This window comes from Pelotalea chapellei (genome assembly GCF_018531195.1).
Taxonomy (GTDB): domain Bacteria; phylum Desulfobacterota; class Desulfuromonadia; order Geobacterales; family Pseudopelobacteraceae; genus Pelotalea; species Pelotalea chapellei.
The window spans coordinates 40,015-64,565 of sequence record NZ_JAHDYS010000011.1 but is presented as its reverse complement, the minus strand read 5'-3'; the positions used below and the strand labels follow the sequence as shown (position 1 = coordinate 64,565).

16 protein-coding genes are annotated in these 24,551 nt (G+C 51.8%); 6 read left to right on the top strand and 10 right to left on the bottom strand.

The genetic code is table 11. The features are described from left to right. Positions 1-317: 317 nt before the first annotated feature. Positions 318-998 (bottom strand): hypothetical protein, encoded by a 681-nt coding sequence (locus tag KJB30_RS12430; RefSeq protein WP_214299749.1) that lies wholly within the window; start codon positions 996-998, stop codon positions 318-320. Positions 999-1,361: 363 nt separating this feature from the next. Between KJB30_RS12430 and KJB30_RS12425 the strand changes: the two genes are divergently transcribed. Then, positions 1,362-2,462, top strand: a complete 1,101-nt coding sequence (locus KJB30_RS12425) for an NAD(P)-binding domain-containing protein (protein WP_214299747.1) — start codon at positions 1,362-1,364, stop codon at positions 2,460-2,462. 100 nt (positions 2,463-2,562) lie between these two features. Here KJB30_RS12425 and KJB30_RS12420 read toward each other — a convergent pair whose 3' ends face one another. The 6 genes from KJB30_RS12420 to KJB30_RS12395 all read right to left on the bottom strand — a co-directional run bounded on the left by KJB30_RS12420 (position 2,563) and on the right by KJB30_RS12395 (position 12,617). Further along, positions 2,563-3,768 carry a cytochrome-c peroxidase gene (locus KJB30_RS12420; protein WP_214299745.1) on the bottom strand — a complete coding sequence of 402 codons (1,206 nt, stop codon included), beginning with the start codon at positions 3,766-3,768 and terminating at the stop codon, positions 2,563-2,565. Between the two features lie 337 nt (positions 3,769-4,105). Next, positions 4,106-5,230 (bottom strand): hypothetical protein, encoded by a 1,125-nt coding sequence (locus KJB30_RS12415; protein ID WP_214299743.1) that lies wholly within the window; start codon positions 5,228-5,230, stop codon positions 4,106-4,108. 89 nt (positions 5,231-5,319) lie between these two features. Further along, positions 5,320-10,359: a DUF4082 domain-containing protein gene (locus KJB30_RS12410; RefSeq protein ID WP_214299742.1), complete on the bottom strand. Its 5,040-nt coding sequence runs from the start codon at positions 10,357-10,359 to the stop codon at positions 5,320-5,322. Then, positions 10,356-10,637: a hypothetical protein gene (locus tag KJB30_RS12405; protein WP_214299740.1), complete on the bottom strand. Its 282-nt coding sequence runs from the start codon at positions 10,635-10,637 to the stop codon at positions 10,356-10,358. Before KJB30_RS12405 ends, KJB30_RS12410 begins: the two co-directional genes overlap by 4 nt. Positions 10,638-11,126: 489 nt before the next feature. After that, complete coding sequence (locus tag KJB30_RS12400) at positions 11,127-12,257, bottom strand: hypothetical protein (protein WP_214299738.1); 1,131 nt, start codon at positions 12,255-12,257, stop codon at positions 11,127-11,129. A 165-nt stretch (positions 12,258-12,422) separates the two neighbouring features. Then, the gene (locus KJB30_RS12395; protein WP_214299736.1) at positions 12,423-12,617 is read right to left on the bottom strand and encodes a GSU3473 family protein; all 195 of its coding nucleotides are present in this window, start codon (positions 12,615-12,617) and stop codon (positions 12,423-12,425) included. Between the two features lie 174 nt (positions 12,618-12,791). Here KJB30_RS12395 and KJB30_RS12390 point away from each other — a divergent pair, with 174 nt between their 5' ends. Next, a complete protein-coding gene (locus KJB30_RS12390; protein WP_214299734.1) occupies positions 12,792-14,870 on the top strand; it encodes a putative bifunctional diguanylate cyclase/phosphodiesterase in 2,079 nt (692 codons plus the stop codon). Between the two features lie 68 nt (positions 14,871-14,938). Here KJB30_RS12390 and KJB30_RS12385 read toward each other — a convergent pair whose 3' ends face one another. The 3 genes from KJB30_RS12385 to speA all read right to left on the bottom strand — a co-directional run bounded on the left by KJB30_RS12385 (position 14,939) and on the right by speA (position 17,974). Beyond that, positions 14,939-15,337 carry an Hsp20/alpha crystallin family protein gene (locus tag KJB30_RS12385; RefSeq protein WP_214299733.1) on the bottom strand — a complete coding sequence of 133 codons (399 nt, stop codon included), beginning with the start codon at positions 15,335-15,337 and terminating at the stop codon, positions 14,939-14,941. Between the two features lie 29 nt (positions 15,338-15,366). Next, positions 15,367-15,816, bottom strand: coding sequence for an Hsp20/alpha crystallin family protein (locus KJB30_RS12380; protein WP_214299731.1), 450 nt, complete (start codon positions 15,814-15,816; stop codon positions 15,367-15,369). 250 nt (positions 15,817-16,066) lie between these two features. Then, complete coding sequence (gene speA / locus KJB30_RS12375; protein WP_214299729.1) at positions 16,067-17,974, bottom strand: arginine decarboxylase; 1,908 nt, start codon at positions 17,972-17,974, stop codon at positions 16,067-16,069. A 314-nt stretch (positions 17,975-18,288) separates the two neighbouring features. Here speA and KJB30_RS12370 point away from each other — a divergent pair, with 314 nt between their 5' ends. The 4 genes from KJB30_RS12370 (at position 18,289) to tkt (ending at position 24,520) form a co-directional block, all read left to right on the top strand. After that, positions 18,289-18,726, top strand: a complete 438-nt coding sequence (locus KJB30_RS12370; protein ID WP_214299727.1) for an Hsp20/alpha crystallin family protein — start codon at positions 18,289-18,291, stop codon at positions 18,724-18,726. Between the two features lie 16 nt (positions 18,727-18,742). Next, entirely contained in the window at positions 18,743-21,229 is a 2,487-nt protein-coding gene (gene lon, locus KJB30_RS12365; RefSeq protein WP_437179730.1) for an endopeptidase La, read from the top strand. 258 nt (positions 21,230-21,487) lie between these two features. Then, the gene (thiL, locus tag KJB30_RS12360) at positions 21,488-22,489 is read left to right on the top strand and encodes a thiamine-phosphate kinase (protein ID WP_214299725.1); all 1,002 of its coding nucleotides are present in this window, start codon (positions 21,488-21,490) and stop codon (positions 22,487-22,489) included. 24 nt (positions 22,490-22,513) lie between these two features. Beyond that, a complete protein-coding gene (gene tkt, locus KJB30_RS12355; protein ID WP_214299724.1) occupies positions 22,514-24,520 on the top strand; it encodes a transketolase in 2,007 nt (668 codons plus the stop codon). The last annotated feature ends 31 nt before the right edge of the window (positions 24,521-24,551 follow it).

Below are 24,551 nucleotides of genomic sequence, written 5' to 3'. Positions count from 1 at the left end.
TATTCCGCTTGTAGAGCTTTTCCACACACAACTGTCCCCTCTATTATTTTTAAATCAATATTTTCTATTTTCAGTAGCTAAGGCGTATTCAGCTGCCATTGCAGCAAGAGGTTATGCCATCTCAGGAGGGCGATTTGGGAACCTCAGTATGTATGAAAGACGGGAATAGGTCCCATGCGATGTATCAGGCCTCCTGAATTTTGGAAAGCTAGCTTTGTTGAAGTTATGGCCAATATTGCAGTGTGTTTGAATCTGAAAAAATTCAAGGAAGGGGGCTGCATGGGCGGATGACATGCGCACGTCTGCAGGCGAGGAGGTCATGAAGGCACTCTGTTACCGGTGAGTGTGAGGATGGTTCCACCCGCTGTCACACTGATCATGATTTTTGTTGGAATACCGGCTGCGTCAAGATAGTAGCTGTCATATTCTAAGGTTGTTGCTATTCCTGTTATAAAAGACCTGGTAATAAGCAGGATTGGAGTTCCGTCGGGATCAGCATGGAGTGACCAGGATGTTGTTGCTGTCGATCCGTCATTTTGTGTAACTATGGTGGAGGGAGCCGAATCGCCTACTTTGGCTGTTGTCGGGAGAGCGGGTGGCAAGGATGGTCCGCCTGTTGAGGAAACAGATTTGTAAGGAGTGCCATTTGACATCTGGAAATAATTGGTTGTTGTGTCGCTGACGGCAGTCGCTCCGGTCAATTGCAGTGTTGCGAGGGAATTGGTTACATTCTGTGCTTCGAATGTAACTGCACCGCCCGCCGCTAGTGTGAATGAGCCGGAAGCCCCACTTTCGGTATTAATTTCCGTGAGCGCTGGGAAGTTGAACTGTGTTCCTGCCGGTGCGGTGCCCTCAAAAACATTTTTAAATGCCGCCAGATTAACAGTTGCAGGGGCGGGTGTCGGTGTAACCGTCGTGCCACCCCCTCCACCGCCACCACATGCTTTCAGCACCAAGGCCATTATTAATACGGATAAAAGGAACAATGATTTTTTCATGTGTGTGGGCTCCCTTTTTTTTATGAGACAAAGTTATAGTCATTTGGATCAAAAGAAAAGATTTCTAATTTAACAGGCGCCTTCATCTCGTGCAGGCCGCTGGCTAATGATTGACCTGCTGTATATGAGGTTTACGACCTTCCTCTGCAGCAGACGAAAATGTGATACGCCATGAAAAAATCAACCGTACCATCCCATCTCTGCTCTCCCATTTGGCGTTGCTCGTCGCCTCTAATTAAGGTAGGCTGTATTCATGGCGACACGGTCTGCAGCGCGCTTCCAGGTTGAGGCGCGGCAATCAGCTTCGCTGCCGCAGTTACCACATCAGCTTGAATTAAATTCCGTTTGCAAGAGAGGAACACTATGAGCGCACAGTATGATGTGCTGATTATAGGAGGTGGCCCGGCAGGACTTTCGGCCGCCTATCTTTGCCACAAACATGGCCTTTCTTATCTGGTGCTTGAATCGGGCAAAGCCATTTTCCAAGGCATTGCCAATACCTATCCTGAAGGCAAACTGGTCTACGCATCCAAACCAAAGGATGCGCCTGATCCCTTCATGGTGGATGAGTTGCGACCGCCCGACAAGCCGGTGACTGTTGAAAGTTACCTGCAATACGTGCAGCACTTTGTCCAGCATGAGAACCTGAACGTGCAGACCGATGTTGTCTTTGAAGACATAAAGGATGAGCGCGGCGGCCTTTCGGTGATTACTTCGAAAGGAAGTTTCAAGGGGAAAAAGGCAATTCTCTCTTTCGGCAGCAACATTCCCCGGGAACTGTCGGTGTATGGCGATGCCAAGATGGTGGCTAAAAATGTCGAGGACGCCAGCAAATACATCGGTGTCAAGACACTGGTGATCGGAGGGGGTAATACCGCAGCGGATGTGATCATCAACATCCTCAAGGCAAAGCGTGAGGTGAACGATACCCAGCCGGTGTACTGGGCGCACAAGGCAGAAACCTTTGATGTTAACAAGGAGACAGCCCAACGTCTGGGCGAGGAAATCCTGCTGGGGGGCAATATACGTCTTCTGCCTGGAGCAACGCCGCGTATCGGTGAGGTAGATGAGGAGGGGGTGGACCGTCTCGTCATTCGCATCAATGTCTTTCAGCAGTCCGATGGGGTTGATCTGTACCATGCCATGAGTTTTCCCATGCAGAACGTGATTGCATGCATCGGTTCACAGGGACCGTTGCCGATCTTCGACAAGCTCGGCGTCCAGACCATCGCCTGTACCGCCGGCGTCTGCAAGATTGCCAATGAAGGAGACCGGCTGGTGCTGTTGACTTCGGATTTTGAGTCGACCCGCAAGGGAGTCTATGTCATCGGCGGGGCCATATCTCCTTCTTACATGAGGATTAATGAAGGATCCATTGCAGAGGAAAAACACCCTAACCTTATCTATACCGCCATTAATGATGCCTATCGTGTAGTCGAGGCGATTCGTCAAAAATTGGGATAATTTGCGCTGATATTGGATTTGAAGGGGAGTAGAAAAAGCGGGCGACATAGAGAGGTCGTCCGCTTTTCTTGTGCCAGTTTTGCTGTTTTAGGTTTTTTGGTTATGGTTTGTAACCGTCATTAAGCGTTCGTAGAAACGCCACCAGGTCCGCCTCTTCCTGTGCGGTCAACCCCAGATTTCCCAGCTCGGTTTCATTAATGTTTGCAGGCACCTCGGGGACGATCTGGCCCTGGGCGATCATGGCGTTGCGCTGGTTGTAAAATGTTACGATCTGTTCCAGCGACTTGAACGTTCCGTTATGTCCGTAGGTTTTCGTGAAACTGGGGGATGGTCGCAGGTCGAGGTTGCGCAGGGTCGGAACCTTGTGCTTGCCGAGATTTGCTGCAACCGTAGCCGCTTTTTCCAGTTGGAGACCGGTAAAGTAGCTTTCCGGCAAGGTTTGTAGATAACCGCCGAGGCCGGGGTCAACCCAGGCGTCACGTTGCGGGTTGATACTTGGAGGCATGCCGTAGAAGGGGTTCTGTGGATTCTTTGGCAGACCAAGATTGTCGTAGGTGAAATCTGTGAATGCTGGTGCCGGATGACAGGCTGAACATTTAGCCTTCCCCTCGAAAAGTTGCAGTCCACGTGTCTCTGCGGCGGTCAATTGTGCCTGGTTGCGTAGGTAGTAATCATATTTTGAGGTATAGGGATTCACTTCCGACGACTTCTCGTAGGCAGCAATCGCCACGGCAATGAGTTGATACGTCGTTCCCAAACCATCTCCGCAGTCGATAGGCATGGTGGGGAAGGCCGCATTCCACTGGGGTGCATATCCTTTGCGGACGTCCAGGCACACCTTTTTCATGTTGGGGTTGTGCTGTTCCAGTGTATTGAGGAATGGGCCCATCGCCTGATCCGCCAGAGGGGCACCGTCAACGGTTCCAAATAGAGCAAGCATCAACATTTGCGTCCCTTCCCCGGTTGCACGTCCGTCCCAGAACATCCCTCCAGAGAACGACCTACTGCCCGAATCATAATGAAAGGGAGGGCTTCCGCCGCCATAGGCGGCTGAAGGAGGCTTGCGGTTGCCGAATTTGGTATGAACCGCGCCGGGATAAACGGCACCGGCTGCATTGATGCTCGATGAAGGACCGGTCCAGCCGACTTCGGGCGCATGGCAGGCCGCACACGACTGCCCTCCGGGGGTGGAGAGCTTCGCGTCGAAAAAGAGTTTCTTGCCAAGCTCCTCCACCGGTGAAAGTGCCGCAGTTCCGATGGTAGGCATCGACAGTAACAGGCAAAATCCGACCAGCATTTTCTTCATGTAGTTGCTCCTCTCGCGCATAGTTTTTCAAATATCTTCCAACTACACGCTAAGCGAAATTTAACTGCCAGCCTCAAGTAAACCACCTGATCGAATGATTGCAAGTTTCTAAGCTATTGTTTTTATATAATTATTTGTTTTTAATTATTTTAGTTGGCTTCTTGCGGACGGATCGGCGACGGCAAATGCTGTCATGCATTTATGTGCTGTAACTGCTGCTCGTGGCATCGTTACGACTCAAAAAGCAAAAGGGGTAACAGCTTATGCTGTGCCCCCTTTTGCTGTCTGTATCTCCATTTTCGGTTATTACATCTGCCTAACGATATATTTGTTCTAATTATAACTTCGGAAAAGTTTTCCTCATGCTGATACTCGCAGGTATGGAATCATAAATGGCGTATCCAGGCAAGTTGAGGCTCATCTGGTTTACGCGTAATGTGCCGGCATCGGATACAACTGTCACAAAACCTGTACCGGCTTGTGGAGGGGCAGGCGTTGCTTTTGCTATGTATCCGAATGGTTTGGTCAAGGACAATATGATTCCATTGTTATCCCCAACCAGACCATTAGCTCCAGCGTCACCCTTGACGTCATAGGAAAGCACTTTCTTTAACGAGGGGTTGATGAGCCTTATGTGGCCGTAAAAATAACGGTTGTCGAAAGTGTATAAGGTTAGAACTGACTGCAGGTCTGGCAGCCCGGTTTGGTTGTAAGCGTGCATATTGTTGCTGCTTGCGACGAGGGTTTTCTTGATGTCATCCCGGTACAGTCTTATATCCCCTGATGTGCTCCCCTTGTTCAGGTCAGTTCCCAGATATTTCAGGTTCAGGCATTGGTAATAGCCTTCGCCTGATATTCGCATCGATTCAGGAGCAATCGTTCCTGTCAGCAATGCTTCTACGCTTGACGGCCACTGCTGGTTGTCAATGGAAACCCCTGACATGTTGAATTCGCGTGCGTTTTCAACCCAGAGTTTGCCTGAAAGATTGCCTTTGTTCCTTGCTCCTGAGTACGTTACAAAATTGATTTTCATGCTGCTGTAATTGGAGTAATACACCAGAGAATCGCCACTATACCTGCCACTGCCTGTTTTAGACAGGGTGCGGACAGTGAAATTTATGGACATAGCGGCGTCGGACTGCCCATTACTATACACCCCTTTCAAATACAGGATGTGATTCCCTTCAGAGGAGGCGGTCAATGTTATCGGCATATTCCAGGAACCTTCAGAGTAGGTCTTTTCAGTATCCAAGGCATACTGGAAGGAGTGGTACTTGCTAACTGAGTCAGTTACAGTTATATCAACATAACTCACCTCTACAGGCTGTGCTTTTTCAAGGCCAATAACTGTTAAATTTGTCACTGCTGGTTTTTCTTCTTGAGGAACATCTATATCTCCAACACACCCAACCAGTATCATCTGTAAAATTGCAAGAACCAGGAATAGATTTGCGGATAACATCTTTCCTCCTTGATCTTCCCTTTTCAGGAATACTTTGAAAAAGCGGGCGACATTGAATGTCGTCCGCTTTTTTCGTTCGGGTAATGGTCCTAGGGTACGGTCAGGACTACATCAACCCAATAATTGCTGCTCAGATAGCCCGAATTCGGGAAGCTTGGGGTAGCACTGTATCTGTAGACCCCATTCGGACTGGCTGCCGTTTCGGCCGGAGCGGTCAATGGTCCGTTGGTTCTGGCCGTGGTGAAATAGTTAAGATCATCGGCATAGAAGCCGGTGTTGGTGTGATAGGAGATCACGTAGGTGGTGTTCGGTGTGATCGCTACCGGTGTCGTGAAGTTCATCTGCTGCCATCCTGAGGGAGACTCACCGGTAAAAGTCACCTGGGCGAGCAGTGTACCTGTGCTGGACCAGAGACTGCCCAGATGGGTGCCGGTGTTGGCTGTGCTCTTGTAAAAACGCACCCCGGTAACACGTCCCGCTGCAGTGGAGGTGAATTTCATTCCCAGCTCAACTGCTGCAGCATCCTGCTCTGCTGCCACTACAGGCACTGCCGTGGCCGGGAAAAGGGTGTAGGTGACGGGGGCTATAGTGACATAGGTGAACCCGTTGGCCAGGGTTGCGCTTAGATTGCCGGGGTTGGTCACGGTCACTGCTACCGCACCAAGTGCATTGGGCGGAGTTGTGGCGGTTATTGATGTGCTGCTGACTACTGTTACCGCGGTCGCGGCGGTTCCGCCAAAGCTGACCGTAGCACCGGCAACAAAATTAGTGCCGGTAATGGTCACAGCTGTGCCCCCTGCCGTTGAACCACTGTTCGGAGCAACCGATGTTACGGTCGGTGTTGCGGTGTAGGTGAATCCATTGGCGAGTGTACCGGTACTTGTGTCGGTGTTGGTGACGGTCACGGCAACCAGGCCGATGGCATGGGCTGGCGTTGTGGCTGTTATTGATGTGCTGCTGACCACGGTTACAGCTGTGGCGGCAGTTCCGCCAAAGCTGACCGTAGCACCGGTTACGAAATTAGTTCCGGTGAGGGTCACCACGGTACCCCCGGCAGTTGTGTCAATCGCGGGTGACACTGCAGTTACGGTGACGGGCGGGGCTGGTGCGACTGGACCCACCGTTACCCAGGCAGAATTGCCGACCGGGTTGACCGCCCGCACCCGGAAGTAATAGGTGGCGGTTGCCGATGGCACGGTGTTAGTGAAAGTCGTGGCATTGGCTGCGGCGGTAAAGGTGGTCAGTCCCGCTGAAAAGGCTGCATTTGTTGCTCTTTGGATACCGAAGCTGGCCTCGTTGTCGGAGGTGTCGGTCCAGTTCAGAACAACCTGTGTTGCCGGCGAACGTGTTGCTGTCAGTCCCGTGGGGGCAGAGGGGCCCGAAAAATTCACTGTAGCCGTATTCGACGCGGCTGATGCACCCAGCCCGTTTATTGCGGTTACATAGTAAGAGTAGATGGTGCCGGCCGTGAGTCCTGTATTGATATAGGTCACCGTGCCACCGGTGGCCGTGGATTGGGTGGCGGTACGGGTGACTGTTGCGATCTGTGTCGCAGCCGCGCCGTTTACTGAACGCCACACGCCAAAGCTGGTTTCATTGTTGGAGGCATCAACCCAGCTAAGCGTAACCTGTGTGGCTCCTGTGATGGCTGCAGTCAGGCTGGTGGGGACCGCCGGAATATTCAGGCCGGTTCCGGTCAGTGCTGCATTGACCGTCGGTCGTGCCGGATCGCTGGTGCTAATGGCAAGTGAAGCGTTGCGTGCACCCGTATTGGAGGGTGTGAAGATCACGCTGATGGTACAGCTTTTTCCGGGTGCCAGACTTGGACCACAGGTGTTGGTCTGGACGAAGTCAGTGGCGTTGGCCCCTGTGACAGTGATGCCGGAAATGATCAGGGACTGGACTCCCGGAGCGGCTGAGTTGGACAGGGTTATCGTCCGGGCTGCGCTTGCGGTATTAAGCTGCTGGTTGCCGAAGGGCAGGTTGGTCGGTGATACAGTCGCCACTGCTGCACCCGGCTGAAACACAATCGGGCGCATCATATCATTTTCTTCGTGGCCCAGCAGATGGCAGTGCCACACATACTCCCACCCGAAGTTGGTCATCACATTGCTGATCTGGGCAACTGCGGGCAGCCCAGGGGGAGGCAGTACCGGCTGGAATGCAGTGGTGGAACCTGCCGGTGTTGTAACATCGAGCAGCCGGTTGCTGTCCGGCAGGGCAAAAGGAAGATCCATGGCTACCGGACGAATTGCCACAATGATGTCCTCGAATGGGTTGGTTCTGATGGTTTCCTTCCAGCCAAGTTCGTCATCATAAGGTGGTTTGACGGTATTGGTCCAGTCCACCCGGTTGACGACCTGTACGTTGAAGAGATGGAAATGAATGGCGTGGGAATCTACTCCCAGGTGATTCAGGCGCCACAGTACGGTTTCGCCTGCCTTCAGGATTTCGGTGGGTGGATCAACGTAGAAGTTTGCACCGATAATAGGCCCTGCACCCACGGTCGGTGCAAGCGGATTGGGGGTGGAGCCGAGCACGGCATTCATGCGGCCAAACTCCATGTCAAAGCCTTCGACCAGATTCTTGCCGTTCATCACCAAAGCTCCATTAAGCATGGCAGCTGCCATGGCGCCGGTGCCGCCACCGCCGGTCAGATAAACCCGAGGGGCTGAGGTGTAGCCGGAGCCTGCATTGGTCAGGTTGATGGTGCCGACTGAGCCAAGCGTTACGTTAGCAACGGCTGTGGGTGCCACGGTGCAGCCACCGGTAAAGGTGACGTTCGGGGCCAGCAGATAATTGGAACCTGGGTTGGTGATGGCCACGGTGGTAACGACTCCACCGGATACGATTGCTGTTGCGGTAGCGCCTGTACCGCCACCTCCGGCAACCGGCGCAATGTTTACAGTTGGAGCAGTCGTGCAACCGCTTCCGGGAGTCACCAGCGTAATGCCGGTAACGCCGTTAAGCGTTGCAGTTGCAGCCGCACCGGTGCCGCCGCCGCCAAAAAATGAAACTCTAGGGGGCGTGGTATATCCGAAACCGGGTAACTCAACCATCACTTTTGCAACGGGCTGAGTCGTGCCGGTCACATTCAACGTTTCATCTACACTGTTGGCAAAGATGTTCTGATAGGTGGTGCCGTAAGCAGGGCCATACGCGGCTGCAGGTACCAGAATGCGGTCCTGGGATGTCGCGAAGGCTTTTGGTAGCGTTGCCTGAAGTGCAGGCAGATCAAAGGGGGCAGATGCAGCTCCTTTGATACGGATCTGCATGATGGTCCGAACATTGGGACCGAATCCGGCTGGTGTAGAGGGTGCGCCACCGATCAGGCTCTGGTCCGGATTGTCGGTGAAGTAGTCGTAGCGCGAATCGAACAGCGGCATGGGTGCGGGAGCATCGTTGTACAGGATCAGCGTGTCGCCATCCTTGTAGGAGGAAAGATCGACAATGACATCCGCACGTACGGCCGGAGGCAGGTACAGAGATTTACTGGTGACGCCTCCGAAGGTGACGCTCCTGCGGTTATAGTCGAAATCCACCGGTTGTGGGGGGACTACCGCTACTTTTGCCAGGAATCCAGCTTCGTTGCCGATCTGAATCATGCTCGGGCCGGCCGTGGTAGGATCCGGGACACCGCCATCCCTGCCATCCTTCGGCCAGGTCGGGAAAGCCGGATTGGGACTGGCTGGAACCATTTTAACTTCAGTTGGATTAGCGGGGTCGGCCTTGTACAACTGCAGGTTGAGCATGCGGTCGTTGCAGGCGTTCAGGATGCGAAAGCGAACAGCTGTCGGTGGTAACTCGAGGAAAGGGAAAGCTGTGCCGTTGACCACAGCAGTGTCCATGAAAGCTTCGGGTACGATGGTCGGGCTGGGCAGGGTATTGTTGAGTACCTGCATGGGAGGGATCATCCAGGGAGCGTAGTCCCATCGACCCATTTCGTTGAAGCCGCTTGCGTTATAAATGTTCTCGTTCGGCAGATATTCATGGGGGAACCAGAGATTGCCGTGGGAGCTCTGGGGACTGCCAGGCACATAGTTATACCAGAGCGGGTCCACTACCGAGGTAAGCGGAGTGGGAGTCGCTGTGGTGGGGAAACCTGTTGGCGGAGTGCTGGCTTCGTTGATGAAGCTCTTGTCCTGGATGATGAGAGGAATACCATACCGATAGGCTCCTCCCAGGTTGGGAAGAATCTGTCGGGGAGTGCCGGTTCCGAAGACACCGGAGACGTTTGTGCCGGAGATCAGATCTTCCTCGGTCTGATCGGTCAGGAGGTAGCCCGCCGCCTCGCCGGCATATACATTCAGGCGGGTGATGCCGTAGGCGTGGTCATGGTAGAACATCAGTCGGGCGCTTTGTTGGTTAGGATAGTAGTAGGTTCCGATACCATCACCGGGAGCCGGAGTGGGTATGGCTGTGCCCGGCCCGACCATATCGGGTACGTTCTGGAAACTGAGCCCTTTCTTGTAGGAGGTGGTGTCACCAGCCGGTGTAATCCACTGGTGGGGTGTACCGTCGCTGATCCAGGGGGTCAGGCCACCGTGAAGATGGATGGTTGCGCGGTTCTGGGTGTAACTCTCCTTCATTCCCGGCATGCCGGGCATGTCCAGCGGTCCCATGCCTGCTCCCATTACGGTCGTATCCACCGGCAGGAACAGGTTTCCGGCACCGTTGATGCCGAGCTGGTTGACGAACTTGAGGCGCACGGGTCGATCACGCTTTGCAATGATCAGAGGGCCGAGGTACTGATTGGCTGTATCTGTCGGCCCGACTGTTCCTGAGTTGAGCTGTTTATAGCCCCTGAGTCTGGTGCCGGGAGCCGGAAGATCGGTGTGCATCCGCTGCTGATAATCCTGAAGACCGATTTCGTAATAGTCCGACCCCGGAAAGGTGGTGGTATCCGGGTTGCCGACCGGAATGTATTGCCCGAGGTTGTTTTGATTGGCACTTCCCAGGCCCGGTAGTGAGTCGACAAATTTCCTGAGGTTCGGGCTGTTGGCAAAGTTGGGCTTGGTGATATCAACGGCAGGATTGATACCAGTTGGGGTGGCTGCCATGGCCGGAACGGCCATAACGACAGCTGCCAGGGCTGAGGCTGCCAATGAACGGAACTTTTGTTTATTCATTTGGCACTCCCCTTTCCGTTGCCGGGGTTGTCGATGGGGATGGCACTTGCCTCGGCAAGTTGACTGGCTTTACGTGCCTGGATTGCTTCCTGTAGCCGTTTTTTAGCTTCCTGTCTTTTCTGGCGAGGCGGTTTTTTCCTTTCCTGGACAATGGTTTGATCAACGGCGGCACCGGCTTGAATCGTATCGGGCGGCTGAGCAATGCCTGGAGCTACTCCCCACCCCATGATGGCCAGCATCAGTGCCAGGCACATGATTTTAATTCTGTATCTTTTCATAGGTCCTCCCTTTGATCTGGGTTCAACAATATTTGTGGAAAGGTGCATGAGAAAGAGTGGCAGGGGGCCCTCGGGATACGTCATTGACCAATTCATCGTCAGAGATTGGTGGCGCTCCGTAGGGGTTCCTGTAGCGATCTGTTTGCACCGTGGACGGTGCAACTGTCGGAACCACAGGCAGTATTTGATCAACGTTCTTCAAAACATTTCCGATCAACCTGTATTTTATATTGGCTCTGACTAATGTATTAGAGCGTTGGTGTCAGCAATTGTTTAGCCAATTTTAAAAGGCTACTAATTTGGTGGGGTTGCAGCGGGGATGTGGTGAACAACAAATAAAATATGTAAAATTTAACTAGAAATAATTTATGAAATCGACAGCGAGGGATACGGCGAGGAGGGCGACGAAAAAGAGCAGGTACTCGAGGATGAGTACCTGCTCTGTAAATCCGAGAACGTGGTGCTGTCAGTGAAGCAAGGCCTTACACCTCACTGATACTGAACATAGAGCGGTTTGGGGTGGAGTTTTAGCAGATCCTGGGGCGTCATGAGCGGATCGCCTTTTTTGGTGTCATTGTGGTAGAAGAGCTTGAAGCCGGTGTACTGCACCGGTTCTGCAACGATGTAATCCTTGTAGGAATCGCGCTTCAGCCAGGGCGCACCCCATCCATCCATATGCATGATGATCTGTACTTCGGGACGAAGCGCAATGTCACGGGAGTTAGTGACACCGCCGCGTGTAAAACGATGCACAGTGAAAATCTTGGGGGGTAGGTTGTATTTCTTTACCAGATTGCTGAGGTAGCCGGATGCATAATTTATATCTGCCGCATCGTAGGTGCCGATCTTGGTACCCGGCTTTTTTCCGCTCTTGATCAGATTGAATTCGGGATCGATCCCCAGATGTACATCCGGATTTTTCAGTAACCATTCAAAGCGCGGCAAAATGGTGCGAATGTCATCGTGGCCCGTTTGAATATCGATGAACAGCAGTGCGTTGGCTTCCTTGGCCCATCCGTAGACCTGGTTGACAATGTTGTCAGGAATGATCATGCGGTATTTGCCTGCCTTGCCCGGTTCTCCTTGGGCAACAACAGCAATCAGATGCAGCGCGGGTTGTACCGGCGTTGCCGGATCTGCTTTTTCCCAACGAGCTACTTCTCCCTTCAGGCGTCGGAGCATTTCATCCTTGGGATATTCACCCAAGGCGCCCATGCGCTTGGAGAGGGGATTGCCATAGTAGGCAACGATGCGTTTCTGGGGCAGAATCGTGCCGGCCAGCGTTGCAGGGCTTTTCACCGGCCATCCCTTCTGCTTGGCAAAATCGGGATCTTCTCCGGCATTATACTTGATTTTGGCCGCTGCCGCCGTGGTCGATTTGGTTCTCGACTTGGCCGATGTGGCATTGGAGAGAACAACGGCAGAAGGCTTGACCGATGTTGTCGTCGCAAGGACCGCAGCTGAAGGGCCAGATGGCGCAGCATTTTTAATAGAGGAAGCTACTTTCGATTCTGCGCTTTTTGTACTCGGGCAACCTGTAAGGGCTAGAGGAAGAAAGCTGACGATTAGTAACAGGGGGACAGACAACCGGGGGGTGGAACGGAGAAACGGGTACTTCACAGCAACTCCTTCAAACGATGCGACACAGACAGGTCTTGGTAAAATAAAACCACAGGGGACGCCCTGTGGTTTGGCTGAAAATATTTATAACATGATGATATCTGCGGGATCAATGAGAAAAATAGTGCAGACAGGTGGTGTAGCCGAAATGCAACCGTTTGTTAATTAAACAAAAATGTTGATCAGGGCACCTTTCTTTCGTCGTTCCCTGCCCTGGCTTCGCAACCGGTCGCGGCCGATGACAGCCCACCCCCCCGCACGGCGGAAGGCGGTGATCTCGTCTCCCCAGATCAGATCTTCCAGTATGAAGTCTTCAACCATGCCGCAACTGTTATCCTGATATCTAACCATGACTCTCATCGCTGATTATCCTGTTGCCAAGGAAAGAATAACTAACTCTTTTGTGTAGTATACCAAAAAACCCGCAGATGTCTCAATGCGGGCTCTGTGGGTTGCTCTCCCCCGTATCTGTGATAAATTTTAGGGGCAACATCAGATGAGCAATTTTGGGGCTCTATCTCTGCAGAGGTATTTATGGAACAGAGCAGTCTTTCTGGAATAACCTTTCTCTATGTTGAGGATGACAGCGACGGTAGAGAAATGATTTCCAGAATATTTGCGGTGAGATACCCTGAACTGAAACTGCTGGTTGCCGAAAATGGCCAGCAGGGACTGGTCATGTTTGAAATCTATCGCCCCGATATTGTCATGTCAGACATGAATATGCCGGTCATGAACGGTATTTTGATGGCAAAGGAGATCAGAAAACTCGCTCCTGAAGTCATTATCATTGCCGTTACTGCCCATAACGAGCCCTCTTATCTGCTGGAATCCATCGAAATAGGCATTCGTCATTATGTTTTGAAGCCGGTAAACACCACCGAACTTTTCATGGTGATTGATAAGAGTGTTGAAGAGATCATGCTGAAACGGCTGGTTCGCTATACAGAAGCAGAACGCGCCAAGCTGGCAGCCATAGTTGAATATTCCAACGATGCAATTTTTTCCGTTACTGATGAGGGGATCATCTCCAGCTGGAATTCCGGAGCTGAAGCTATTTACGGTTATACGGCCGAGGAAGTTCAGGGAAAAAATGTCGCTCTGCTGGCGCCGTCCGATCGTAGCGAAGAGGTTTTACAGCTTTATCGAAAAGCGTTGGATGGAGAGGTGATCAAGCATTTCGAAACAGTGGGTTGTCGCAAGGACAGCAAACAGATCATGATCTCGCTGACCCTGTCAACCATCCTGGATGCCTCCGGTAATATTGCGGGAGTTTCTTCAATAGCTCGGGACATTACGGAACGAAGTGAAATGGAAGCGACTATCAAGCATCAGGCTCAGCATGACCTGCTGACCGACTTGCCGAATCGCCAGCTTTTCATGGATTTTCTTTCGGTCGAGTTGCCCCAGGCACGCCGCAACGGGACCAAGCTGGCCTTGTTGTTTCTGGATTTGAATGGTTTCAAGCAGATTAACGATACCTTGGGCCATCACGCGGGAGATTGCTTGCTTCAGGAGGTAGCTCAGAGACTGAGAGGGTGCATCAGGGAGTCCGATACCGTTGCGCGTCTGGGTGGAGATGAGTTTACAGTGTTGATGCCGGATCTCAGTCAGGGGGGTGATTTGGGCAATGTACTCAGGAAAATTCTGGGTGTGTTTGAGACGCCTTTTATGCTGGAGGGGAGTCCTGTCAATTGTACAACAAGTATTGGTATCAGCATGTATCCCGATGACGGCAACAGTATCGACGAGCTGATGAAAAAGGCGGATATCGCCATGTATGACGCCAAGGGGGCGGCCCGTAACACCTATCAGTTTTACAATGCGGAGATCAATGATCGCACTATGAAGCGGCAACAAATGGAAACGTTCCTGCGGCAGGCAGTGGGCAGAGGCGAGCTGCAGCTGCTTTTTCAGCCGTTGGTAAATAGTGACACCCGTGAAATAATCGGTGCCGAAGCGCTTCTTCGATGGCGGCATCCGGAGCAGGGGCTGCTTACGCCGGATCAGTTTTTGGCAGTTGCGGAGGATACGGGAGCTATCGTCCCGATCGGAGAATGGGTCATACGCAATGCATGTGATCACGCCAGGGAATGGAACGATAAAGGCTATCCCCTAAGTGTCATCGTGAATCTCTCAAACCGCCAGTTTCATCATCCCGGTCTGATAGACAAAACCGCTAAAATTCTTGCTGAAACAGGACTTAATCCGCAGCAACTCAAGTTTGAAGTTTCCGAGAACACCATCATGGATAATATTGATTTTTCCTATCGTAGTGTGCAGGAACTGGCGGATCTGGGGGTGGCGCTGTCGATCGATAACTTTGGAAGTGGAGCATCATCTTTGCAGTGGATAACCAAGATGCCGATCAACAAGGTCAAGATTGATCGCAGCTTTATCAGGAATATGCTTACCGAACCTCACGATATGGCCGTTGTCAACGCCGTTGTAGCCATGTCACATAATCTTAAAATGAGGGTGATTGCTCACGGTGTTGAAACGGAGAAACAGCTGTCAATGGTCCAGAGGAGTGGATGCGACGAGGTTCAGGGATTTCTGATAAGTGGGCCGTTGCAATCTGAAGAATTTGAAAGGTTTCTTGATCGTGCCTGAATGGCGGTGCCGGTTGAACTACATCAAACAGGGGCAACCATGCGGTTGCCCCTGTTGTGCGTCAGGTGTCAGCTGACTTTTACCTCTATCTTGCGTGGTTTTGCAGCCTCTCTTTTGGGGATTTGCAGGGTCAGGATACCGTTGGACAGGTCGGCTCGCGCCTTTTCTTGATCCAGAACCTCCGGGATCGAGAACTGACGGTAATAAGTAGCCAGTTCGAACTCGGTATAGGCCGGTTTTCCGGGCAAGTTTCGTGAGGCCGATGCGCTCAGGGTGAGAATTCCCTTTTCAACATGTACCTCAAGAGTATCTTTTGTCGCTCCTGGAACATCTGCCGTCAGGGTCAGCCCCTCTTCTGTTTCAATGATATTTACAGCGGGCTTGATATATCTTTCGTATGATCTGCTCTCCTCCCTTGCCAGGGGATTCTTTTCCTCATTTTTTTCGGCTACTGCGTTCTCAGCCATAATGCTAACCTCCCTCGATTGAATTCTTTTCACGAAAGTTTGATTTGAATTTTCCGGGGCTTTACATGCTCAGGTTTGGCCAGGGTTAGTCTCATTATGCCATCCTTGCACTCAGCTTCAACCCGGTTGGCATCGATATCGACCGGCAGTTCCAGTGTTCGGGAGAACTTCCCGCATCCGAGTTCACTGCGGTGCACCACATGGCCCTTTTGTTCTGAGAAAGGTTTTCGTTCTCCACTGATGGTAATGGTGTTGCGCAATACGGTGAGATCGATATCCTTGGCGTCAACTCCTGGTACCAGTGCTTCCACATAGACGTGATCGTCATCTTCACTGAAATTGACCAGAGGAAAACGCCGCATCGTTACCGGTGAGAGAAAGGCAGTCTGTAGTGGACGAGCATGTCCGGAATTGCGAAAAGCATCGTCCATTTCCCTTCGTAAGTTATCCAATTCTCTGAAAACATCCCAGCTTGCCATGATGATTGCCTCCTTTCCAAAATGTATTCTGGTAGAAACATAATGTCGGATTCGGCAATGTCAAGGGGGAGAAAACAGGTGGTTTGATCGATTTCTAAGCCGTCTGGGGATTAGCAGTTTTATGCAGTTGGGACAGGATCAAGCTTGGGGAAATGGGTCAGCAGAAATTGTCTTGGGGATTCGATGTGGGGGGAGCTGCTTTTTGCCATGCCTTGACTTCATTGCTGAAGCCAAGGCACAGCAAAAACAATTATTCTCCCAGATAGGTATAACCCAACAATGTTCTGTCCAGCAGCTCAATGAAGTGGCTGCTTTCTTCGATGGATATCTTTTTGGACGCTACGCTTTTTTCAAGGTTGTCACGGACTGTCTTCAGAATCTCCGGTCCCTTGTATTGGACGTATTTCAGAGTTTCCCAGGTGGCGTCCCCGTTGATGACCGTATCAATCATGTACCCGGTTTTTTTGTTGAAGGTGATGTGGACGGCATTGGTGTCGCCGAACAGGTTGTGCAGATCGCCAAGGATCTCCTGGTAGGCGCCGATCAGGAAGAAGCCCAGGTAATAGTCTTCATCCTTGCGGATCTTGTGCAGCGGAAGAAATTTTGTGCGACCCTGTTCGCCGACAAAACTGGTGATTTCACCATCGGAATCACAGGTAATGTCGGCAACGGAAGCCATTACGTCCGGTTTGCTGTTCAGACGCTGAATCGGCATAATTGGAAACAGCTGGTCAATTGCCCATGAATCAGGGATCGACTGGAAAAGTGAAAAATTGGCAAAATATGTCTGGCGCAGCGAAAGCTGAAAATTTTGCAATTCCTCAGGAATTGGTTTGATCTTTTCCACGATGCTGTTGATTTTTTTGATAATTTTTGCGTAAAGCCACTCGGCGATTGCCCTGTCGTTTAGGGTCAGATAGCCCAGATTGAACAGGCTGACCGCTTCATTGATCAGCTGCAGAGTGTCGTGATAATCCTCGCGCAGAGAATAGCGGTCGATGCTCTTGTAAATGTCCATCAGTTTTTTTACGGTGGGTGCCGGCTTTTCTGTCTGGGCCAGAATCTCCTCAAAATCGGGCATGATATTCTGAGTGTTGGTGTTCAGGACATTGGTTACCATCAAAGAATAGTGCGCAACAGTTGCCCGCCCTGATTCGGAAATGATATTGGGGCACTCCACGCCGGCTTCGTCGCAGATGTTTTTGATCTGATAAATAACGTCGTTGGCGTACTCTTCAACAGTGTAATTGACGCTGGAGAAGTAACTTGATTTGGATCCGTCGTAGTCGACTCCCAGGCCGCCTCCGATATCCAGGTATTCGATGCCGACACCGAGCTTCTTCATTTCTGTATAAATGCGAGCTGCCTCAATCAGGGCGGTTTTGATCTTGTCTATCTTGGTGATCTGGCTGCCGATGTGGGAATGCAGCAGTTTTACGCATTCCAGCATGCCGTTTTCTTCCAATATGCGGATTGCAGCGATCATCTCTGTCATGCGCAGTCCGAATTTTGCGTCTTCTCCGCCTGAGGTGGCCCATTTGCCGGTACCCTTGGAGGAAAGTTTGACGCGGATGCCTAATTTGGGCCGAATACCGGTCTTTTTGGAAATTTCAATTATCTTTTCCAGCTCAAAGAGTTTTTCAATGACAATGGTGATGTCATAGCCGATTTTGGTGGCATACAAGACAGTCTCAATGTACTCGCCGTCCTTGTAACCGTTGCAGATAATCGGCAGCCCGTTGCCGGTAGATATGGAAATGGCAGCCACCAGTTCCGGTTTTGATCCTACCTCAAGTCCAATGTTGTAACGTTTGCCGAAGTTGGCGATAGCCTCCACGACCTGGCGCTGCTGATTGACCTTGATGGGGTAGAAGGTCTGGTATTTGGCTGGATATTCATTCTCCTGAATCGCATTCCTGAAGACCCGGTTGATGCTCGCGATGCGCCCCTGGAGAACATCCATGAAACGCAGCAGGATGGGTGGCTTTATCTTGCGCTTGATCAGATCGTCGACGAGCACCCGCAGGTCGATGGAATGTTTGGAGTTGGAAGAAGGATGGACGCAGATGTTTCCTTTTTTGTTGATCGAGAAAAGGTCGGCACCCCAGTTGTCCAGGTTGTATATCTTGGCGGAATCATTACTTGTCCAACGTTCCATACTGATTTCCCCGGCTTTCGATTGATATGTGTGAATTGTTATGCTGAGTGTAGTGTGAGTGGAAGGATGAAGATGCTCATGTTTGGACTCACAACGGAGACTGTTTTTTCCGCCGGTACACCATGGGAGTTCCAGGCGGGATGCTAAGCTGCATAAAAGGCTAAAAATATCCTGCAATACCACCTTCATGTCAATCGTTTTCTGTGCGATGTCGGCGATTTGCTGCTGACGGCCTTGACATTGGTCACAGGAATGGTTACATGATCTAAATAGTCAGTGCTCCTTCATTGCTATGTCAGGACGGGAAACTTGCTATGCCAAACTATTCAGGCAACAAGCCGTATCACCTGGAGATATTCAGTCGTCAGGCCGAAGAGATCAGGAGTCTTCTGCATGTCCTGGAAATGCGGGACCGGTTGGATGATACAGAAAACCGTCCTTTGATGGATATGTACGAATCTGCTGATGAGGTGATTCTGGAGTTTGATCTGCCAGGATTTAGACCAGAGGATATCTCTCTCAGGGTCAGCGGAGTTTCACTCATTCTGGAAGCGCAAAAACCGCGTGAACAGGTTGAAGGATGTTTTGTCTGTGTGGAACGGGCATTTGGCCAATTCAATCATGTAATACAGATACCAGGCACCATCGATTACCGTTCCATAACAGCCGAGTACCGTTTGGGCGTGTTGCGGGTGGTATGCCCTAAAACCGGCGATGTGCAGGTACCCATAAAGGAGATTACCATTGAGTGATACAGTCAAGACTAAGATTGAGGAAGTTGAAGATCAAGAAATAGAAGATCAGCCGGATGACGAAAAGCTGAATGCAGAGAAACCGGAAGGGGAAGAACTGAAGATCCCTGATGTGCTGCCGCTCCTGCCGGTACGTGATGTGGTTGTGTATCCATTCATGATCATCCCACTTTTTGTCGGGCGGGAAATGTCGGTCAAAGCGGTTGATAGCGCTCTGGCTGGCGATCGTATGATTCTGCTGGCGACTCAGCATGAGATCAGCGAGGAAGATCCGCCGTCGGATAAAATCTATAGCGTTGGGACTGTGGCAATGATCATGCGCATGCTCAAGTTGCCGGACGGAAGAGTCAAGATACTCGTCCAGGGGTTGACAAAGGCGCGCATCACCGACTACGTCACGGAAAAACCCTTTTATACAGTTCGCATTGAAAGGTTGAACGATAATACCCAACTTGACTTGACTCTTGAAACAGAGGCCTTAATCCGCACCGTGCGGGAGCAGTTGGCCAAAGTAATCGAGCTTGGCAAGCAGATTTCTCCCGAAGTGGTGGTGATCCTGGAGAATATCCAGGATGCCGGCAGCATGGCCGATCTGATCGCCAGCAACCTTGGGCTTAAGGTCTCTGATGCACAGCAACTGCTGGAAACAGCTGATCCCATAACACGCTTGACCAAAGTAAACGAGTTCCTCAACCGCGAGGTTGAATTGCTCAGCGTGCAGGCTAAAATTCAGAGCGCTGCTCGCGAAGAGATGGGCAAAAATCAGCGGGAATATTATCTGCGCGAGCAGATGCGTGCTATCCAACAGGAATTGGGTGATGGCGAAGGCAAGGAAGAGCTGGTCGAGATCCGCAAGGCAATTGAAGCAGCTAACATGCCGGAGAATGTTCAGAAGGAAGCCTTCAAACAGCTTGGTCGGCTTGAAAATATGCATCCCGATGCGAGCGAAGCGGGGATTATTCGTACCTACCTTGACTGGCTGGTGGAAATCCCCTGGAGCAAGTCCTCCCGCGATAGCCTCGACATCATCCGGGCAGAGAAGATCCTCAATGAAGATCACTTTTACCTGGACAAGATCAAGGAGCGCATTCTTGAGTTTCTTGCGGTGCGCAAGTTAAAGAAAAAGATGAAAGGACCGATCCTGTGCTTCGTGGGGCCGCCGGGCGTAGGCAAGACCTCATTGGGTAAATCCATCGCCCGGGCCATGGGACGCAAATTCGTGCGCATTTCCCTTGGAGGAGTGCGGGACGAAGCAGAGATCCGTGGACATCGCCGTACCTATATCGGCGCTTTGCCCGGCCGAATCATCCAAGGCATGAAGCAGGCCGGCACCAATAACCCTGTTTTCATGCTGGATGAGCTGGACAAGCTGGGTTACGACTACAAGGGCGATCCTTCGTCCGCACTGCTGGAGGTGCTTGATCCGGAGCAGAATCATTCCTTCTCCGATCATTACATCAATCAGCCCTATAACCTTTCCAATGTTATGTTCATTGCTACAGCCAACCAGATTGATCCGATACCCTCGGCCCTTCGTGACCGAATGGAGGTCATTAATCTCTCAGGTTATACCGAAGAGGAGAAACTCGAGATCGCCCGGCGCTATCTGGTGCCGCGCCAGCTGGAGGCAAACGGGCTCAAGGATAAACACATCAGTTTTGATGACGACGCCATCCGGGAAATAATTGCTAAATTCACGCGAGAGGCCGGTCTGCGTAATCTGGAGAGGGAAATCGGCACGGTCTGCCGCAAGGTTGCACGCAAGGTTGCCGAGGGTGCAACGCGTATTGTCAAAGTAAGCGGAAAAAACCTGCATACATTCCTGGGAGCTCCAAAATTCTTACGGGAAGATGATTTGGAACAGAATGAAATCGGAGTCGTCAATGGTCTGGCCTGGACTCCGGTGGGTGGTGAAATTCTGCATATCGAAGCGACTTTGATGCAGGGCAAAGCTGGACTGACTTTGACCGGTCAGTTGGGCGATGTCATGAAAGAATCAATTCAGGCGGCCCATTCTTATATCAGGGCACATGTGGCTGAACTCAATATCAAGCCGGATTTTTTTCAGGAACATGAGATTCATGTACATGTTCCGGCCGGTGCGATACCCAAAGACGGCCCTTCAGCCGGGACAGCAATGACTGTGGCACTGGTTTCGGTTATTACCCGTATTCCAGTCAGGAAGGATGTTGCCATGACCGGCGAAATAACTTTGCGAGGCAAGGTTCTGCCAATTGGCGGCCTCAAGGAGAAAATCCTGGCAGCAGTTCGTTCCGGCATGAAAACCGTGATCATTCCTTTTCAGAATAAGAAAGATCTCGAAGATATTCCTGCCGAAATTCTTAAAAAAGTCAAAATTGTACCGGTGCAGATGATTGACGAGGTTCTCAAGCTGGCTCTGGAAAAATTCCCGTCAGCAGCACCCCAAAAAAAACCTGCGTCGGCTAACCCGGCCGGTGTCTCCGGAAAGCGCTCCCGAACATCGGTGCACGGTAATGCCTGAGGCGGTATAGGCGCCGGTCTTCAGGACTGTGAAGATGAGGGGACATGACATCATGTCCCCTTCTTTATGTGCGTGTTGATTTATTCAATTCCAGATCAAAGATGATCTCAAGGCGGCGAGGATTGAGGCAGCGAGGCGTACATTTTCGTACGTTGAGCTGCCGAAGACGAGCCAACGAAGAGAGGGCTTTGATATGGAATTGGAATTAGTAAAGCAGTGGCTGTGGTTTCATAGGTCTGATTAAAGGACAAACTCTGCATGGCCTCCAACCCAAACCTTTCCTCCCTTGGCGAATTCGGATTTATCTCGCGTATTTCTGCAGCAACCCGTCCCGGTGCCGGCGTAGTCACCGGAATTGGTGACGATGCGGCCGTTACGGCCCTGACCCCCGGCATGCAGCTGCTTACATCGACTGACATGCTGCTGGAGAACGTCCACTTCCGCTGTTCATGGCATGATCCCTATCGACTTGGTCGCAAGTCCCTTGCCGTCAGTATCTCCGACATCGCGGCCATGGGGGGCATTCCCCGATGGTGTCTGCTCTCGCTCGGCATTCCGAAGGATGCTGCACTCGGCTTCATGGATGATTTTACCAGGGGCTTCCTTGACATGGCTGCTGAGCATAATGTCAGCCTGATTGGCGGCGATACCTGTAGATCAGGAAATGGTCTCGTCATTTCCGTGACAATCATGGGTGAGCAGGTTCCCAAGCGCATTATTCGCCGTACCGGAGCGAGACCGGGAGATGAAATCTGGGTTACCGGTACTTTGGGAGATGCGGCGCTGGGGCTGAGACTGCTTGAGGAAGGAAAATTAAAGGATGGGTTCGGGCAGTTTATCACCCGCCTTCTCGATCCCACGCCCCGTACTGAAGTCGGGCAGTTTTTGGCTGAATCAGGTCTGGTTACATCCATGATCGACATCAGCGATGGACTTTTAGCCGATTTCGGACACATCGCGGAGCAGTCGGGGGTCGGCGGCCAACTCAACCTTGCTGCACTTCCTATTTCATCTGCTTTCCGTGCCATTTCCGAAGGATTCTCGCAATTCCCCTACCATCTTGCGTTGAGTGGTGGAGAAGATTACGAACTCGCCTTCACGGCATCCCCGAACAACAATGAAAAAATTACCTCCCTCATGAAAAATTCTGGCATTGATGCCACGCCTGTTGGTATAGTATCAAGTCTGCCCGGCGTGACAGTTCTCTGTCCGGATGGCAGCTCGTATATCCCTCCTACTCCCGGATTCAATCACTTCTAGAATAACAGTTTGAAAGGAACAGCAATGCAGCAGATCATGATTCCCGCACCACAGGCGCGTGTGTGCGCCGATGCCATCCGTCTCCTTGCCGCCGATGCAGTTGAACAAGCCAATTCCGGTCACCCCGGTCTCCCCATGGGAGCTGCCGACTGTGCTTTTGCCTTGTGGGGCAATTTTCTTAACTTCAACCCCGAAGATCCCCGCTGGGCTAACCGTGATCGTTTCATACTCTCGGCCGGGCATGGATCAATGCTGCTGTACTCGTTGCTGCACCTCTTCGGTTTCGATCTGCCGCTGGAAGAGCTGAAAAACTTTCGCCAGTGGGGCAGCAAGACTCCGGGACATCCCGAATTCGGTCACACTGGAGGGGTAGAAGTTACCACCGGCCCGCTGGGGCAGGGTTTTGCCAACGGTGTCGGTATGGCCATTGCCACACGCATGGCAGCCGAGCGCTTCAATACTCCTGAATTCAGCCCGATCAGCAACACCGTCTATGCCCTGGTAGGGGATGGCGATCTGCAGGAAGGCATCAGCTATGAGGCTGCCGCCCTTGCCGGGCATCTCAAGTTGGGCAACCTGGTGTACATTTACGATGACAACGGGATAACCATTGAGGGCAAAACTGACCTTGCATGGTCTGAGGACATCATTGGCCGTTTCACCGCCTGTGGCTGGCATGTACAGAAAGTCGACGGTCATGATTGCGAGCAGATAATAGACGCAATTGCAGCTGCCAAGACTGAGACCGGTCGACCTTCAATCATTATTGCCACCACCCACATAGCCTACGGCAGCCCGGCCAAACAGGGTTCATCAGGGGCCCACGGTTCTCCTCTGGGCAAGGATGAGCTTGTTGCTACACGGGCTAACCTCGGTTGGGAACATGAAGCTTTTGAAATTCCAAAAAGTGTCCGTGACCTGTGTGCACAGCGTGTGGCAAACCTTAAAATCGGGTATGCAGCCTGGCAGAAAGGGTTTGAAGCCTGGCGCGCCTTGAATCCCGAGAAGGCGCTCCTGTGGGATCAGATGTGGAACAAGCCGCTTCCTGCCAACCTGGCTGAAGAACTCATCGCAACAGTTGCCGGCAAGGATGGGGCGACACGTTCCCTTTCAGGGGCGATCCTCCAGAAAGTCGCTGCATTGATTCCGGCACTGGCCGGCGGTTCAGCCGACCTCGCTCCCTCCAATAACAGCGACATTAAAGGAGCAGCCTCGGTGCAGGCTGATTCTTTCGGCGGCAGAAATCTGCACTTCGGAATCCGCGAGCATGCCATGGGAGCAGTAATCAACGGCATGTCTCTCTATGGCTGCTTCATACCCTATGGGGCGACGTTCCTGGTGTTCTCCGATTACTGTCGTCCTTCAGTTCGCCTCTCCGCGCTCATGAACCAGCAGGCTCTCTACATTTTCACACATGACTCCTTCTTTGTCGGGGAAGATGGTCCGACTCACCAGCCGATCGAACATGTGGCTTCATTGCGCATGATTCCGGGACTGCAGGTCATCCGTCCGGCCGACGGGCTTGAGACGGCAATGGCCTGGGTTGCGGCTCTCGAATCCAAACAGGGACCGACTGCCCTGATTCTTACGCGCCAGAAACTGCCGGTTATTGCGCGCCCGAGCAATTTTGACAAATCCGATGCCCTTAAAGGTGGCTATGTTGTTTCTTCTCCGGAAGGAAAGGCCGATGCGGTAATCATGGCCAGCGGTTCGGAAGTGCATGTTGCTGTCGAGGCTGCCGCCCTGCTCGCCTCTTCAGGTGTCAACTTGAGGATTGTCTCTGTGCCCTGCATGGAACAGTTCATGGCACAACCTCAATCCTATCGCGACTCTGTTCTTCAGCCAGGCGTTCCCCGTATCGCCTTTGAGGCCGGACGGAGCGAATCCTGGGGAAGACTGCTCGGCTGTGACGGACTGTTCATCGGTATCGAACATTTCGGCGCTTCCGCTCCGGCTGAAATTCTGGCCGTTCAGTTCGGTTTTACCGCACCACAGGTGGCCGAAAGAATTCGTACATTCCTAAAAAAATAAAAGGAAGTTTGCGCGTGTCGCTGCTCATTTT